The sequence below is a fragment of the uncultured Rothia sp. genome (assembly GCF_916715725.1).
Lineage (GTDB): Bacteria > Actinomycetota > Actinomycetes > Actinomycetales > Micrococcaceae > Rothia.
This window is the reverse complement of sequence record NZ_CAKAPD010000001.1, coordinates 438,831-454,832: the sequence shown is the minus strand read 5'-3', so window position 1 is coordinate 454,832 and position 16,002 is coordinate 438,831. Positions and strand designations below refer to the sequence as shown.

Annotated in this window: 11 protein-coding genes and 3 tRNA genes; 9 read left to right on the top strand and 5 right to left on the bottom strand. The window is 60.2% G+C overall.

Annotated elements, in window-relative coordinates; genetic code table 11:
- Positions 1–92: 92 nt before the first annotated feature.
- Positions 93–174, bottom strand: a tRNA-Leu gene (locus QZ822_RS01715).
- A gap of 199 nt (positions 175–373) precedes the next feature.
- Positions 374–850 carry a thioredoxin-dependent thiol peroxidase gene (gene bcp / locus QZ822_RS01710; protein WP_294642106.1) on the bottom strand — a complete coding sequence of 159 codons (477 nt, stop codon included), beginning with the start codon at positions 848–850 and terminating at the stop codon, positions 374–376.
- Between the two features lie 211 nt (positions 851–1,061).
- Here bcp and QZ822_RS01705 point away from each other — a divergent pair.
- Positions 1,062–1,134 (top strand) — tRNA-Lys (locus QZ822_RS01705).
- Between the two features lie 656 nt (positions 1,135–1,790).
- On the opposite strand, the gene QZ822_RS01700 is transcribed toward QZ822_RS01705, so the two are convergent.
- Positions 1,791–2,330, bottom strand: a complete 540-nt coding sequence (locus QZ822_RS01700; RefSeq protein WP_005505516.1) for a hypothetical protein — start codon at positions 2,328–2,330, stop codon at positions 1,791–1,793.
- A gap of 461 nt (positions 2,331–2,791) precedes the next feature.
- Between QZ822_RS01700 and QZ822_RS01695 the strand changes: the two genes are divergently transcribed.
- The 8 genes from QZ822_RS01695 (at position 2,792) to QZ822_RS01660 (ending at position 13,152) form a co-directional block, all read left to right on the top strand.
- Entirely contained in the window at positions 2,792–4,594 is a 1,803-nt protein-coding gene (locus QZ822_RS01695; RefSeq protein ID WP_294642102.1) for an acetolactate synthase large subunit, read from the top strand.
- Complete coding sequence (gene ilvN / locus QZ822_RS01690) at positions 4,594–5,094, top strand: acetolactate synthase small subunit (protein WP_060824598.1); 501 nt, start codon at positions 4,594–4,596, stop codon at positions 5,092–5,094. Before QZ822_RS01695 ends, ilvN begins: the two co-directional genes overlap by 1 nt.
- 237 nt (positions 5,095–5,331) lie before the next feature.
- Entirely contained in the window at positions 5,332–6,360 is a 1,029-nt protein-coding gene (gene ilvC / locus QZ822_RS01685) for a ketol-acid reductoisomerase (RefSeq protein WP_294632917.1), read from the top strand.
- A gap of 211 nt (positions 6,361–6,571) precedes the next feature.
- Positions 6,572–6,644, top strand: a tRNA-Lys gene (locus QZ822_RS01680).
- Between the two features lie 593 nt (positions 6,645–7,237).
- Positions 7,238–8,782 carry a methionine--tRNA ligase gene (gene metG / locus QZ822_RS01675; protein ID WP_294642101.1) on the top strand — a complete coding sequence of 515 codons (1,545 nt, stop codon included), beginning with the start codon at positions 7,238–7,240 and terminating at the stop codon, positions 8,780–8,782.
- 327 nt (positions 8,783–9,109) lie between these two features.
- Entirely contained in the window at positions 9,110–9,877 is a 768-nt protein-coding gene (locus QZ822_RS01670) for an ABC transporter ATP-binding protein (protein ID WP_005507396.1), read from the top strand.
- A 3-nt stretch (positions 9,878–9,880) separates the two neighbouring features.
- Entirely contained in the window at positions 9,881–12,634 is a 2,754-nt protein-coding gene (locus QZ822_RS01665; protein ID WP_294642099.1) for an FtsX family ABC transporter permease, read from the top strand.
- A gap of 200 nt (positions 12,635–12,834) precedes the next feature.
- The gene (locus QZ822_RS01660; protein ID WP_005505534.1) at positions 12,835–13,152 is read left to right on the top strand and encodes a nucleotidyltransferase family protein; all 318 of its coding nucleotides are present in this window, start codon (positions 12,835–12,837) and stop codon (positions 13,150–13,152) included.
- Positions 13,153–13,308: 156 nt separating this feature from the next.
- On the opposite strand, the gene QZ822_RS01655 is transcribed toward QZ822_RS01660, so the two are convergent.
- Entirely contained in the window at positions 13,309–14,145 is an 837-nt protein-coding gene (locus tag QZ822_RS01655; RefSeq protein WP_294642097.1) for a response regulator transcription factor, read from the bottom strand.
- 41 nt (positions 14,146–14,186) lie between these two features.
- Positions 14,187–15,596 (bottom strand): sensor histidine kinase, encoded by a 1,410-nt coding sequence (locus QZ822_RS01650; RefSeq protein ID WP_294642094.1) that lies wholly within the window; start codon positions 15,594–15,596, stop codon positions 14,187–14,189.
- Positions 15,597–16,002 lie beyond the last annotated feature (406 nt).

The window sequence follows — 16,002 nt, the reverse complement described above, 5'->3', positions numbered from 1 at the left end:
CAACCGGGCGAGACACACCCACCCTGGCAAGGCGCATACAAGAGAACCCGCCGCCACGAAAACCGTGACGGCGGGCCCAATGTGAATGTGTGTGCGCGAGGGGGGACTTGAACCCCCACGCCATAAGGCACAGGAACCTAAATCCTGCGTGTCTGCCAATTTCACCACTCGCGCGTAGCGTCACCCCACATCCGAAGATGCATGCGTCTGAGGCAACAAAAAATTAGTGTACACCAGGAACCAAGGTTCTCCAAGCCTTAAAAGAAGCGCCCATAGGGCAAAAAGCCCGCAAAAACGCCGAACAGCAACCCCACACGGAGGTGCTACACAGTGCCGCTGCCCCTCGCGCTACCCGCGCACAGAAAGCACGACCCTACTTCGGATCAATACCCAAATCACGACGCAACTTCGCCACATGACCCGTCGCACGCACATTGTACTGAGCCAAAGCAACAACACCCTGCTCATCAATCACAAACGTCGAACGGATCAGACCCTCATACACCCTGCCGTAATTCTTCTTCTCACCCCACGCACCATACGCCTCAGCCACCGCATGATCAGCATCAGACAGCAACGGGAACGTCAACGACTCCTTCTCCACAAAACGCGCAATAGCCGCCGGCGAATCCGGAGAAACACCCAACACCACATAACCCAACGACTTCAACGACGCCAAATTATCGCGGAAATCGCACGCCTCCTTAGTGCAACCCGGAGTCGACGCCTTCGGATAAAAATACAAAATCACCTTACTGCCCGCATAATCACTCAGACTATGCTCCACACCCGACGCATCAGCAAGGGTAAAAGCAGGCGCCGGAACACCCGGCTCAAGACGAACACTCATCAAAAACTCCTCAAAACAACAAAGGGGAGGGGGCAGGTGCGCCCCACACAGTACCAAGGGCGGACGCGCCCCATGCAATACACACAGTCTAGTGTCCCACACACCCCACCCAAACAATGTGTCCAGGTTCACTCCAAATCAACTTGCGCACACCACAAAAACTCGCGTATAGTATTTTTCTGTTGCAAGGGAAACCTTGAAAAACAAACAAGCGCCTCTAGCTCAATTGGCAGAGCAATTGACTCTTAATCAATGGGTTCTGGGTTCGAGTCCCAGGGGGCGCACTTGAAAGAAAATCCCGCTGATTCTTCGGAATCGGCGGGATTTTTGCGTTCCCTCTGAAAATGCAGTTTATAGGCTTGAGGAGTCGGGGTTCGGCTTCACTTCTGATGGTGCGCGCCGCATGTTTCCTCCGCGCCTACGCAGGGGCACCCGTCACCCGGACGCTCCGCCCCTCCTTGCTTCGCTGCGGAAGAGCGTCCGTGTGACACCCTGAGGGCGCATCCGGAAAACACGGCGCGCTACCGACGTGCCCCCCCCCCGGCTCCTCTGCGCATCTGTGGTTCAGGGGCTCTTGGAATCCCGCCGGTTCGTTGGGGTGCGCGGTGGTTCCGTGTGTGCGCCCCGGGCCTAGCGAACTGGGGCGGGGGAGGGCTGTCGCCTTTTAGTGTGTTGCGTGGTGGCTAATGTCCTACGTGTGGGGCGGGGGAGGGCTGTCGCCTTTTTAGCCTGCTGCTTGATGGTTGGCGTAGTGCGCGCCGAGGTGTCGGTGTCGTCCGTAGCGACATCAGGGTGCCCGAAGCGAAGCGAGGGCGGGTGCCCCTGTAGGAGCGAGGACGTGCACCGCACCTCAAGCCAGCAATGTGGCAGACTCAAGGCATACGAAAGCCCGCCACCGTCACAAGACAGTAGCGGGCATTCACCTCAAAAAGTCACACGGCTACAGGACCGGCCAAATCCGCGTCACAAACTCACGGAAATCCTCAACATCCTTACCCTGCTCCAGCAGACCAGTGCCAAAACGAGTCGCAACCTCAGCATTATCCTCAAACGACAAATAAAACGAGCTGCCATTCACCGACTCAATCGTCACCGCATCATCACCCACACGGTAAGCATGCAGCGCATTCGTATTATCAATCGTCGTAGCCGTACCCGCAGGCGTCAACGCAGGCAAATTCACCGGAGCAATAATCACCTCATCCGGCGCATCCTGATAACCCACAATAAAATGCTGCTGATCAGGATACTGGTGCAACGCCAAATCAGGATTACGGTAAACCGCACGGCCCGTCGCATACACCAAATTGTATGCACCGTAATTAATAATCTGCTCGTCAAAAACCGGGTGCAGAACCCGAATCAGTTCCTCACCCGTCAAAAACTCGCTACTCTCAACAGAGTTACGGGGGTCAACAACCTCTGCGTACTTACTTGCTTCGGTCAGCTCATCAGCGACCGTGATAATCGGTTCGGTCATAGCTTCAGTCTACCGGGGCAACCAACGAAGGTCACGAGTATTCGCACATATTACGCGCCATGACGTCCAAAAATGCGAGTTTTTCTCACCTGTTCAAATGAGCGCCCAAGAGTGCACGCACGCGCACAAGGTGTCCACATCATGAAAGAAAGTATTCGACCTGCGCCTTTATGAACAAAAACGGGTGTGTTGGCCGATAGAGATTTGACTCACCCCCTCTCGGGGCGCACCATAGAAGGGTGAAGACAGCAATGTTCCAGCGAATTCTAAACCTTGTCGACGTCGCCTAGGGCGAGTGGCAGGGTCTATTCACTGCGACTGAGCGCCCCTACCGCTACCACCAACAGCGAGGGGCATTTTTTATAGCTTGGTACCCCCGGGCATAGGATGCGTGAGAATCACACAAACCCCACGCAGAACATTGAGTACAACGAAGAACCATTAAGACACGAGGCATTTCCATGACCATGGGATTTTCCACTTCTGATGACGCGGCAAACGCTCCCGCAGAACGCATGACCGGTTCTCAGGCAATCGTCCGCACCCTCGAAGATCTGGGTGTGACTGACGTATTCGGCCTGCCTGGTGGAGCTATTCTGCCGACCTATGACCCCCTGTACGACTCCAAGAAGGTCCGCCACATCCTGGTCCGCCACGAGCAGGGCGCAGGCCACGCAGCCCAGGGCTACGCAGTGTCCAGCGGCAAGACCGGCGTGTGCATCGCAACCTCCGGCCCCGGCGCAACCAACCTGCTGACCGCAATCGCAGACGCAAACATGGACTCCGTCCCCCTCGTCGCAATCACCGGCCAGGTGTCCACCGCACTGCTCGGCTCCGACGCATTCCAGGAAGCCGACATCGTCGGCATGGCAATGCCCATCTCCAAGCACTCCTTCATGATCACCGACCCGCAGGACATCCCCCGCGCACTGGCTGCAGCATTCCACATTGCATCCACCGGCCGCCCCGGCCCCGTGCTCGTGGACGTCACCAAGGACGCACAGGTCGGCATGATGGAATACCGCGGCATCCCCGAAGACCTGGAGCTGCGCGGCTACACCCCCGTTACCCGTGGCCACTCCAAGCAGATTCACGAAGCCGCAAAGTTCATCACCGAATCCAAGCGCCCCGTCTTCTACGTCGGCGGTGGCCTGGTACGCTCCGGTGCCTCCGAAGAGTTCCACAAGCTGGCTAAGCTCATCGGCGCGCCCGTCGTCACCACCCTGAACGCAATCGGTGCGTTCCCGGATTCCGACCCCCAGAACCTCGGCATGCCCGGCATGCACGGCACCGTCCCCGCCGTCGCCGCAATGCAGAAGTCTGACCTGCTCATCACCCTCGGCGCACGCTTCGACGACCGCGTCACCGGCAAGCTCGACTCCTTCGCACCCGAGGCTAAGGTCATCCACATCGACGTTGACCCGGCAGAAATCTCGAAGATCCGCTTCGCAGACGTGCCGATCGTCGGCGACCTCAAGTACGTACTGCCCGAGCTGACCGACCTGCTCTCCACCGAGTTCGCACAGCAGCTGCCGAACCTCACCGAATGGTGGAACGAGCTCAACGTCATCCGCAAGGATTACCCGCTCGGCTACGAGAAGCCCAACGACGGCCTCGGTTCCCCCGAGTACGTTCTCGAGCGCATCAGCGCCCTCACCGGCCCCGACGCATACTACGTCACCGGCGTTGGCCAGCACCAGATGTGGGGTGCACACTACATCCAGCAGGAAAGCCCCCGCCACTTCATCAGCTCCGCAGGTCTCGGCACCATGGGCTACGGCGTTCCCGCAGGCATGGGCGCAAAGGTTGCACACCCCGACTCCACCGTGTGGATCATCGACGGTGACGGCTGCTTCCAGATGACCAACCAGGAACTGGTCACCTGCGCACAGAACAACATCCCCGTCAAGGTTGCCATCATCAACAACTCCTCCCTCGGCATGGTGCGCCAGTGGCAGACTCTGTTCTACAACGAGCGCTACTCCAACACCGACCTGAAGGACGGCCACGGCACCGTACGCATCCCCGACTTCGTCAAGCTCGGCGAAGCATACGGCTGCGCAACCTTCCGCTGCGAACGCGACGAAGACGTGGACGCAACCATCAAGGCTGCCCTCGAAATCAACGACCGCCCCGTGGTCATTGACTTCACCGTCAGCCCCCACGCCCTCGTCTGGCCCATGGTCCCGGCAGGCGTATCTAATGACAAGATTTGGGTCGCGAAGAACACTTCGCCCGAGTTCGATCGTGAGGGAGAGAACTAATGTCTCAGCACACTCTGTCCGTTCTGGTAGAAGATAAGCCGGGCGTTCTCACCCGCGTCTCCGGTCTGTTCTCCCGCCGACTGTTCAACATCCTCTCCCTGGCTGTGGGCCCCACCGAAAACCCCGGTGTCTCCCGCATCACCGTCGTGACCGAGGGTGACGCCCACACCATCGAGCAGATCACCAAGCAGCTGAACAAGCTCGTTCACGTGCTGAAGGTCGTCGAGCTTCCCGCCGACTCCTCCACCCGCCGCGGCCACATCCTGATCAAGGTCAAGGCAGACGCAGTAGCACGCCTGCAGATCGTTCAGGCAGCAGACCTGTTCCGTGCATCCGTGATCGACGTTTCCCCCGAATCCGTTGTCATCGAGGCAACCGGTTCCGAGGAGAAGCTCAACGCACTGCTGGACGTTCTGGAACCCTACGGCGTTCGCGAAATCGTTCGCGCAGGCACCATCGGCCTGGCACGTGGCCCCCGTGCCATGAGCGAGCGCATCTAACACCCACCAGGGTTCCACGCCAACCCCGCACCAGCGGGGAATAGTATCGGGTATCGCACCGCATCAACCGGGAAACCGGCGGGCGATGCGATACCCGCCCCTATGGGCTCACAGACCTTCCGGATACTTCAGATGCTGAGAAGTACTCTCGACAGCCCGCAACTAAACAGCTTTCAAGTAGAATAGTCAATGTTGAGCCCAGCCTGGGCCGCATACCAAACTTACTGAGGAGAAGAAATGGCAGCAACCATTTTCTACAACGACGACGCAGACCTCTCCCTGATCCAGGGCCGCACCGTAGCAGTTATCGGCTACGGCTCCCAGGGCCACGCACACGCACTGAACCTGCGTGACTCCGGCGTGAAGGTCATCGTCGGTCTGTCCGAGGGCTCCAAGTCCCGTGCCAAGGCTGAGGCAGAAGGCCTGCGCGTCGCAACCGTTGCAGAAGCAGCAGCAGAAGCAGACGTCATCATGATCCTGACCCCGGACCAGGTCCAGGCAAAGGTCTACGCAGAGAGCATCGAGCCGAACCTCAAGCCCGGCAACGCACTGTTCTTCGCACACGGCTTCAACATCCGCTTCGGCTACATCACCGCACCCGAGGGTGTTGACGTGGCAATGGTCGCCCCCAAGGGCCCCGGCCACACCGTCCGCCGCGAGTTCGAGGCAGGCCGCGGCGTTCCCGCCCTGGTTGCAGTCGAGAAGGACGCATCCGGCGAAGCACTCGCACTGGCACTGTCCTACGCAAAGGGCCTCGGCGCAACCCGCGCAGGCGTCATCAAGACCACCTTCACCGAAGAGACCGAGTCCGACCTGTTCGGTGAGCAGGCAGTCCTCTGCGGCTCCACCTCCCAGCTGGTTCAGTACGGCTTCGAGGTTCTGACCGAGGCTGGCTACCAGCCCGAAATCGCATACTTCGAGGTCCTGCACGAGCTCAAGCTCATCGTTGACCTGATGATCGAGGGCGGCATCGCTAAGCAGCGTTGGTCCATCTCCGACACCGCAGAGTACGGCGACTACGTCTCCGGCCCCCGCGTGATCTCCCCCGAGGTCAAGGAAAACATGAAGGCTGTCCTGGCAGACATCCAGAACGGCAACTTCGCAAAGCGCTTCATGGAAGACCAGGCTGCAGGCGCACCCGAGTTCAAGGAACTGCGCGCAAAGGGCGAGGCACACCCCATCGAGGCAACCGGCCGCAAGCTGCGCGAGCTGTTCTCCTGGAACTCCGTTGACGACGACTACACCGAAGGTTCCGTCGCTCGCTAAGCGGTAGCTCAGCAATAGCTTTCTAAGAATCCGGCGTTCCACCCACACCCCGCTATAGGGGAGGGGAGGGGCGCCGGATTCTTGCGTTTTCCGGCCAAAGCACACCACCTGTCAAATATGTGATGCAGTTCATGCTTGCTCGAGTTGCGGGCACCCAAAGAATGCCGTATAGTATTTACTTGTTGCAGGGGAAACCCTGAAAAACAAATAAGCGCCTCTAGCTCAATTGGCAGAGCAATTGACTCTTAATCAATGGGTTCTGGGTTCGAGTCCCAGGGGGCGCACTTGATAGAAAATCCCGCTGATTCTTCGGAATCGGCGGGATTTTTGCGTTCCCCTTGAAATACAGTCTTTATGGGTTGAGGAATCGGTGTTCGTCCTCGTTCCTACAGGGGACCTGTCCTCGCAGAGCTCGGACACCCTGATGTCACTACGGACGACACCGATTCCTCAGGTGGTTTCTGCGGGTTTGGCAGGGGTGCGTTATCCCGCCGGTTCGTTGGGGTGCGCGGTGGTTTCGTGTGCGCCCCGTGCCTAGCGAACTGGGGCGGGGGAGGGCTGTCGCGGTTTAGTGCGTTGCGTGGTGGTTGGGTGTTTTGCCTGTGGGACGGGGAGGGTCGTCGCCTTTTAGTGTGTTGCATGGTGGCTGAATGTTTGGGCTGGTGCGCCGTGTTTTCCGGAAGCGCCCTCAGGGTGTCACACGGACGCTCTCCGCAGCGAAGCAAGGAGGGGCGGAGCGTCCGGGTGACGGGTGCCCCTGCGTAGGCGCGGAGGAAACATGCGGCGTGGCAGCCTCCACCCACACGCAATAAGCCACCGCGTATCAGAGTGTAACCCCGGTGAGAGCCTAGCCTAAGACTGCGGTAAACTGAAAGTTATGACTGCAACTCCGTTCTACATCACCACCGCCATCTCCTACCCCAATGGCAACCCGCACATCGGCCACGCCTACGAAACCATCGCAGCCGACGTGCTAGCCCGCTTCAAGCGCCTCGACGGCTTCGACGTGCGCTTCATGACCGGCACCGACGAGCACGGCCAGAAGATGCAGACCACCGCCGAGAAGCTCGGTAAGACCGCTAAGGAACTCGCCGACGAGAACTCCGCACGCTTCAAAGCAATGAACGACGCGCTGAACATCAGCTACGACCGCTTCATCCGCACCACCGACCCCGACCACTATGTCGCATCCCAGGCCATCTGGAAGCGTATGGAAGAAAACGGCGACATCTACCTCGACAAGTACGCCGGCTGGTACTCCGTCCGCGACGAAGCCTACTACGCAGAAGACGAAACCGAAGTCCGCGACGGCCAGCGCTACGCCATCACCACCGGCACCGAAGTCGAATGGACCGAAGAAGAATCCTACTTCTTCCGCCTCTCCAAGTACGGCGACAAGCTCCTCGAACTCTACGCTAACGAAGGCTACGTCTACCCCGAATCCCGCCGCAACGAGCTGATCTCCTTCGTCAAGGGTGGCCTCAACGACCTGTCCATCTCCCGCACCACCTTCGACTGGGGCGTACCCGTACCCGGCAACGACAAGCACGTTATGTACGTGTGGGTCGACGCCCTCACCAACTACCTGACCGGCCTCGGCTACCCCGATACCGACAACGAACTGTTCACCAAGTACTGGCCCGCAGACCTGCACCTCATCGGTAAGGACATCACCCGATTCCACTCCATCTACTGGCCCGCATTCCTGTGGTCCGCCGGAATCGAACTGCCCAAGCGCGTCTTCGGCCACGGCTTCCTGCTCGTCAACGGCGAGAAGATGTCCAAGTCCGTCGGTAACGTCGTTGACCCCGCAAACCTCGTTGACGCATTCGGCCTGGACGCGGTCCGCTTCTTCCTCATGCGTGAAGTGTCCTTCGGCCAGGACGGCTCCTACTCCGAAGAGTCCATCATCAACCGCATTAACTCCGACCTGGCAAACAACCTTGGCAACCTCGCCCAGCGTTCCCTGTCCATGGTCGCCAAGAACTGCGGCGGTGCCGTCCCCACCCACGGCGAATTCACCGAAGCCGACCGCCAGATCCTCGACCAGGCGGCAGCCCTCTACGAGCCCGTCCGTGCAGACTTCGACGAGCAGGCATTCCACCGCGCACTCGAGCGCATCTGGACCGTCCTCGCTGACACCAACGCCTACTTCGCAGAGCAGGAACCCTGGACCCTGCGTAAGAATGGCGAACTCGACCGCATGAACACCGTGCTGTACGTAACCCTTGAGGTTGTACGCCAGGTCGCCCTGCTGCTGCAGCCCGTCATGCCCGACGCAACCGCCAAGCTGCTGACCCTGCTCGGCGTACCCGAAGGTGACGCACGCCAGTTCGCAGCCCTCGGCACCGCGCTCGTGCCCGGCACCGAACTGCCCGCACCCGCACCGGTGTTCCCCCGCTACGAAGCACCCAAGGCATAACGGCTGCTTCAGCAATAGCGGATAGCGTGAGAAAGCTCCCGGCTTCCTAACCCTGAATGGGGGAGGAGCCGGGGGCTTTTGGCATGCACTATCTAGAGGTACGGGTGCGGGGTAAGGACGCAGGGTGAGAACGCCGAGTGAGCCCCCACTCATACTTAAGGATGATGCCGGTACCCCGTTCCGGCTACCTCGCGCTCAGCTCATACTGCGGAAGCACCGGGAAACCATGCATCCGCAGGTCAAGACCCGGTGAACACCCGCCAAAATCAACCTGGAGGATGAGAAAAACCCTGTAGTCAGCGCCACGCTGCGTGAAATAATTGAACTATGACTACGACAACTCCTCACGCACAGACGGCACAGGTCGCCGTCTCCGCACGAAACCTTTCCAAAACCTACGGCATGGGTGAAGCAACCGTCCACGCCCTCAACAACGTCTCCGTCGACTTTGAGCAGGGCAAGTTCACCGCCATTATGGGTCCCTCCGGCTCGGGTAAGTCCACGCTGATGCAGACCATCGCAACCCTGGATACCCCCGACCCGAACCCGGCAACCTCGATTCGTATCGGCGGTACCGAGCTCTTCGGCCTGAAGGACAACGCCCTTACCGAATTCCGCCGCGAACACATCGGCTTCATCTTCCAGGCGTTCAACCTGGTGCCCACCCTCACCGCGGGCCAGAACATTGACCTGCCCCTGGGCCTTGCCGGTAAGAAGCCGGACCCGCAGTGGCGCGACTACCTGGTCAAGACCCTCGGCCTGGAAACCCGCCTCGACCACCGCCCCGAACAGCTCTCCGGCGGTCAGCAGCAGCGCGTCGCCATCGTGCGCGCCCTGCTCGCACGCCCCGAAGTGGTCTTCGCCGACGAACCGACCGGTAACCTCGACTCCAACTCCGGCGCCGAGGTGCTGCGCCTGCTACGTGCCGCCGCAACCGACCACGCACAGACCATCCTCATGGTCACCCACGACGCAAACGCCGCCTCCTACGCAGATCGCGTGGTCTTCATCAAGGACGGCATGGTCGCCGGCGAAATGATCGAACCCACCTACGACGCCGTCCTCGGCGCAATGGCACAGCTGGAAGGTCGATAAGCCGTGGCAACCACACTGAACACGGTGGCGCGCTCCAATCTGCGCGCCTCCAAAGGAAAATACATTCTCACGGGCATAGGCATCGCGATCTCATCCTTCTTCATCGCCGCCATTATGATGCTCACTAACTCGCTGCAAGCGACCGTCAATTCCTCCGTTGGTGACGTGCTCTCCCGCGCCGAGGCGGTCGTCGCCTCCGCCGCTACAACCTCCGACGGTCAAGACAGCACCTCTATCTACCTGACTCGTGACCAGATTCAGAAGGTAGAGCAGAGTGACCAGCTCTCCGGCTACTGGGTGCAGTACGCCGTCACGGGTGCGATCGGCACCGGCGACCAGAAAACCCGCGTGCAGTACAACCAGCTGCCCGCTGACTCGAGCCTCTTCCCGTACAAGGTGCAGGGCAAAATCCCCAGCAACGACCACGAAATCATGGTCTCTACCTACTTCGCGAAGAAGCACAACCTCTCGCTGAACGGCAAGGTCACCAGCACCGATGTTGTGGAATCTGTCAGCGCCCCCGGTACCGATAAGACCGCCGAATACACCGTCGTCGGTCTGTTCGACCCCGGCTTTGAAGGCTCCACCACCAACCAGGCTGTCTTCATTGGTGGTACCAGCCTCGGCGAAGCCGCCCTGAAGGCATCTGAGGCAGAAAACAAGAGCTCCGCCGCCGGTTACCGAAACATGGCTGGCGCGAACCTCATCTACCTTAAGTTCAAGGACGGCGTAACCGACGCTAAGCTCAAGAGCCTGCAGGACTCCCTGAGCAGCGGTGACACCAAGAACGACCCGCGCGTGATGACCGGTCAGAAGCTGCTGGAGGACTACCAGAAGACCATCTCCACGGTCTTCACCTCCATTAGCGTGGTCCTGGGCGCCTTCGCAGCGCTGGCTCTGCTGGTCTCCTCGTTCGTCATCTCCAACACCTTCGCGGTGCTGGTCGGCCAGCGCATCCGTGAACTGGCTCTGCTGCGTACCCTCGGTGCCCGTGGTGGCTCCCTCGTGCGGATGCTACTCATCGAATCCGTTACCGTGGGCGTGGTGTTCTCCCTCATTGGTGCACTGCTGACCTACCCGGTTGGCGCGCTGGTTGGTGCAAACCTCACCACCATCATGATTTCGTACTCAATCACCCCGATCCTGGTGAGTGTGCTCCTCTGCACCATCGTCACGGTTCTGGCGTCGCTCTCCCCGGCACGAAGCGCCCTGCGCATCTCGCCCATTAGCGCGATGAGCGAGCACACCAACCGCGAAGTCAGCAAGCCCGGTAAGGTCGGCCCGATCCTGGGTCTGGTCTTCGGTGCCGCAGGTATCGGCCTGGCTATGCTGGCTCAGAACCAGGGTTCCGGTGAGGGTGCCGGCAATAAGGCCGTTGCCCTCATGATGGGGGCCGCGCTGCTGCTCGGTATTGCGGTTTTCCTCCTCACCCCGCTGGTACTGCCCCCGCTGGTACGTGCCCTCGGTAAGGTCACCCGCACCCAGACCGGCAAGCTGGCGCTCGCCAACGCGCTGCGTTCGCCCAAGCGCACCGTCTCCACCGGCCGCGCCGTGCTCGTCGGCACCCTGGTCGTGTCGACTGTGCTGACCGGTTACTCGGTGCTGAGCGCCTCGCTGACCAAGGCCCTGGATCAGCAGTACCCGATTTCTGCGCAGGCAAAGTACAGCTCGTATGACCAGTCCGAGGCTGCCTCCACCGTGACCAAGGCGGAGGAAATCGCCTCCAAGGTCAAGGGTATTAAGAACGTTCAGGCATCCGCCGTCGGTTACGCAGCCGGTGTGGTTGACTACACCGTCGAGTACGAAGGCCAGACCGCCAACCAGAATTCCGACCTGGTGGCGTTGAGCTCCTCCGATTTGAAGGCAATCCTGCCGGGCGAAAACTCGAACCTTGCCGATGACACCGTGCTCGTGCCGCAGGGCCTCTGGAAGTCCGCTGGATTGAATGAGTCCAGCCGTCTGAAGGCACACGGCCCGCTCGGCGAAGTGGAACTCAAGCCCGTCAAGTCCGCAACCAAGCAGAACCTGCTGATTGTCAACCCTGCCACCGCCGCCAAGCTGCAGGACGCCAAGAACCCGCAGAAGGTTGCCAACCCTGCCGCTGAGGAAGCTCAGAAGCGCATGGAAGAAGCAATCGCCAGCGGTGACAAGGAAGCTCAGACGAAGGCAGCTCACCTGACTGTCACCAGCCAGGCAACCGGTAACGACACCGTCGTTCTGGTGCGCGCCGCCTCCCCGCTGACCAGTAGCGAGAACGCGACCCTGCAGGCTGACCTGAACCGAGCCAGCCCGGACAGCTCCTTCACCGGTGGCCTGCAGGAACGTCAGACCTACGACCAGCTGCTGACCGTCATGCTGACCTTCACCCTGGTGATGCTCATGCTCGCAGTGGTTATCTCCATCATTGGTGTGGCGAACACGATGACCCTGTCGGTCAACGAACGCCGCCGCGAGAACGCGATGCTCCGCTCGCTGGGTCTGTCCCGCAAGCAGCTGCGCCGCATGATTTCCATTGAAGCGATTCTGATTACGCTCGCCGCAGTGGTGCTCGGTATGGTTTCCGGTGCGGTGATTGGTAGCCTCTCGGCGCAGATTATTATGTCTTCCATGAGTGCTTCCGCCCCGCTCGTGCTTGACCTGCCGTACGTCTGGTACGTGGTCATCCTCGCGGTGGGTGTGCTCGCCGCGATGCTCGCTTCGGCTCTGCCGGCGGCTCGTTCGGCTCGCATGTCCCCGGTTGAGGGTATGCGCGGCTAACCCGCTGTATCTGGCATAGTTACAGTACCCGGCGAACCCGGATACTCGGCGTGAGAGAGCCCCGGAGGGTGCCTCGAGAGGAGGCGCCCGCCGGGGCTTCACTGTGTCCTCTAGTCTGCCGTGCTCTCTATTCTGCTGTGCTTGTGCTCTCAGATTCTTGGAGCTGACCTGCAGTCTAGCTTTGCGCGTATGATGGGTGTATGAGCACTAGCCACCCCAATCTGCGTCGCGGGTACACGCTACCCCATGAAGCGGAGGTTCTTCAGATCCTCCGTGACGCTGGTGTGCGCCGTGCCCGACTCTTCGGCAGCGCCGCCCGCGGTGAGCTGACCGAAACCAGCGACCTGGATTTTTTGGTGCAGATGCCGGGTGTAGCCCCCTTTGACGAGTTCATGCAGATGGTCGATGCTCAGCACCGCATTGAACAGTTGACCGGCCGTAGCGTTGATATGGTCACCCGGTTGCGCCCCCGCATCTATGCGGAGGCAGAACCGGACATGGTGGAGTTGCCGCTATAAGAAGTTGCCTGAGCTGATGAGCGACTTTGAACGAATCATCGACGAGATACAAGAAACTACTTAACTAAAGAGCCCCGGAGGGTGCCCTCAATCAGGAGGCGCCCGCCGGGGCTTCACTGTGTCCTTTATTCTGCTGTGTCCTTATATAAGGGAGCGCTAGTGGGCGATACCCGCCTCATACGCCATAATGACCGCCTGCACACGATCACGCGCACCCAACTTCGCCAACACATGCGACACATGCGTCTTCACCGTCGCCTCCGAAAGCACCAGCTCCCGCGTAATCTCCGCATTCGACAAGCCACGCGCAATCAGGCCCAGCACCTCAAACTCACGCGGCGACAACTGCTCAATCAACTCACGATGCGGATAATCCTGCACAGTCTCAAAGCTTGCATGCTCAGCCGGAATAAACGTTGCCTTCGGAAGCTCAGAACCAGCAGCCGGGGGAATAGCAGGAACAGACTCGGCGGCAGGAACAACAGGAGCAACAGGGGCGGGGGAGTCCAGCACCGGAATCATATGCTCCAACAGGCGGCGAGTCGCAGACGGCGCAATCACCGCATCGCCGCGGTGCACCGTACGAATCGCCTCCAGCAGCTGCTCCGGCGGAGTGTCCTTCAACAAGAAACCGCTCGCACCCGCACGCACCGCCGAATACACGTACTCATCAATATCGAAGGTCGTGAGCATAATAATGCGCACCCGCTCATCCTCTTCACGCTCGCCGTCACGCTCCAGGATGCGGCGCGCCGCCTCCAGACCGTCGCAATGCGGCATGCGCACATCCATGAGGATGACCTGCGGCGCCTGCCCCTCAGAGACCATGCGGTCAAAAACATCAATCGCCGCCAGGCCGTCGTCAGCCTCCATGACGACCTGCAGGTCCGGCTGGGAATTTACGAGCATGCTCAAGCCGCCGCGCACTAGGCGCTGGTCGTCAACGAGCATCACGCGAATCGGCTGGGTGGTCTGTGGCGCGGAAGAGTACATAGTTTCAATCCTAGATTACGAGGTGGTAGAGGGCACGGGTATTAGAGGTCGCGGTAGGGCAGTGCCGCCTCAACGAGCCAGCTGCCATCGGGCTGCAGACCGTAGGTGAGGGTGCCGTGGTAGAGGGCGATGCGCTCGCTCATGCCGCGTAGACCGTTGCCGCTACCGGGTACCGGGCGGGCAATGTGCTGAGCCGCGGTAGAGGAAACCGGGTCGTTCTGAACCCGCAACTGCAGACCGTCCTCGCCCCAGTGAATGGTGACGGTGGTTGCGGCGCCGGGGGAGTGCTTGAGCGCGTTGGTGAGCGCCTCCTGCACGGTGCGGTACGCCGCCAGTTCGGCACCCTGCGGTAGGGTGCGTGCCATGGTGCCGGTGATTCCGGTGAAGGTGACGGGTAGCCCGGCGCGGCGGCTCTGCTCCACGAGGGCGGGCACATCGCTGAGGGTGGGCACGGGCGCGTAGGCGGTCGCCTCGTCGGTGCGGAGCAGCCCGAGGAGGGAGCGCATCTGGGTGAGGGAGTCGCGCGCCGTATCTGCAATGAGTTCGAGGGTCTGCTCCGCAATATCCGGCGTGTTCTGCTGAGCCTGACCCGCCTGTTCAGCCTGTTCAGTCTGCTGCGCGCGTGCGGTGCGGGCGCTCGCGGCTGCGTAGCGTGCCCCGTCTGCCTGGGAAATAATGCTGGAGAGCGAGTGCGCCACAATATCGTGCATTTCACGGGCGATTCGGGTGCGTTCATCCTGCGCGGCGAGGCGGCGTTCCTGTTCCTGCTCGTATTCGAGGCGGCGGGCGCGTTCTTCGAATTCTTCGCTGCGCAGCTCGCGCATGCGGCGGGAGTCGCCGAGGAACCAGAAGACGGTGAAGATGGATCCGCAGAGCACGCCGAGCATCAGGGAGATGAAGATGCGGGCGGGTACGTCGTCCCAATGGTAGAGGAGTTGGAGTGAGGCCTGTACGGTGACGGTGAGTGCGCCGACCCAGCCGAGAATGAGGGCGCGGAAGCGGGCGCGACGGGTCCAGTGCCTGCCGGTGTGGTAGGCGGCAAGGCTGACCGGCGGGTAGCAGGTGAGGGCGAGTGAATCGGGGAAGGGAGACAGGAAGGTTAGGCAGAGCGCCGCGATGACCACGTAGATGCTTCCGTAGGGGAAGCGGTAGCGGAAGTAGAGCGCGGTGGTGCTGCAGAGCGCGGAGATGATCGGAATCCAGCCGTAGCTGTTGACGAAGGCAACGGAGAGCACGCCGCAGAAGAACTGCAGGTGTGCGACGACGATAACGTTCATCCAGCTGCGTTTGTCTCTGAGGTAGGTTTGTACGCGGCTGGAGGCGGTGATTGCGTCGGCGGGCAGGTCGCTGCTTTCTGAGATGCCGAGGGTATGCGTTACGGCGTAGCCGGGTTCGGCTGTCTCTGCGCTGTGCTGTGGGTTCTGCTGGGGTTCGGTGTGTTTGAGGGGCATGTTTCCAGTGTATCGGGGTGTTTGTGAGGGATTGGGAGCCTCTTTTTTGCTCTCACCTGCAGGAATATTCTGTGGGTTTGTGTGTGGGGGTGTGTGCTTGGGTGAGTATGACACGCCAAAAACGGCTATTTTTAGTGACCTTGATTACTTTTCTGTGAATTATTTGTTCAACTAAGACTTGAGAGTTTGGGGTTGTATGGGGTTTGGATTCGGGTTTAAGAGACCTGAAACTCCCTTAAGTAACCTATTTTGGTTGAAAAACCTTCAAGTAATGCGGAGAGTTTAAGGGAAACCCCCTCATCAAACCATTTTTGGAACCATTGCGGTACAGGTCCTTGATGGGTATAGTTTTAGCCGTACCCGAAATCTATGCCGATGGCCCAAGGCCTCGCAGAGCGAACACCAA

Excerpts from the sequence above, each read along its gene's own strand:
- QZ822_RS01660 (WP_005505534.1), top strand. The coding sequence starts at position 12,835 with ATGAGCACTAGCCACCCCAATCTGCGTCGCGGGTACACGCTACCCCAT.
- QZ822_RS01650 (WP_294642094.1), bottom strand. The coding sequence starts at position 15,596 with ATGCCCCTCAAACACACCGAACCCCAGCAGAACCCACAGCACAGCGCA.
- ilvC (WP_294632917.1), top strand. The coding sequence starts at position 5,332 with ATGGCAGCAACCATTTTCTACAACGACGACGCAGACCTCTCCCTGATC.
- QZ822_RS01670 (WP_005507396.1), top strand. The coding sequence starts at position 9,110 with ATGACTACGACAACTCCTCACGCACAGACGGCACAGGTCGCCGTCTCC.
- QZ822_RS01700 (WP_005505516.1), bottom strand. The coding sequence starts at position 2,330 with ATGACCGAACCGATTATCACGGTCGCTGATGAGCTGACCGAAGCAAGT.
- QZ822_RS01655 (WP_294642097.1), bottom strand. The coding sequence starts at position 14,145 with ATGTACTCTTCCGCGCCACAGACCACCCAGCCGATTCGCGTGATGCTC.
- bcp (WP_294642106.1), bottom strand. The coding sequence starts at position 850 with ATGAGTGTTCGTCTTGAGCCGGGTGTTCCGGCGCCTGCTTTTACCCTT.
- metG (WP_294642101.1), top strand. The coding sequence starts at position 7,238 with ATGACTGCAACTCCGTTCTACATCACCACCGCCATCTCCTACCCCAAT.
- ilvN (WP_060824598.1), top strand. The coding sequence starts at position 4,594 with ATGTCTCAGCACACTCTGTCCGTTCTGGTAGAAGATAAGCCGGGCGTT.
- QZ822_RS01695 (WP_294642102.1), top strand. The coding sequence starts at position 2,792 with ATGACCATGGGATTTTCCACTTCTGATGACGCGGCAAACGCTCCCGCA.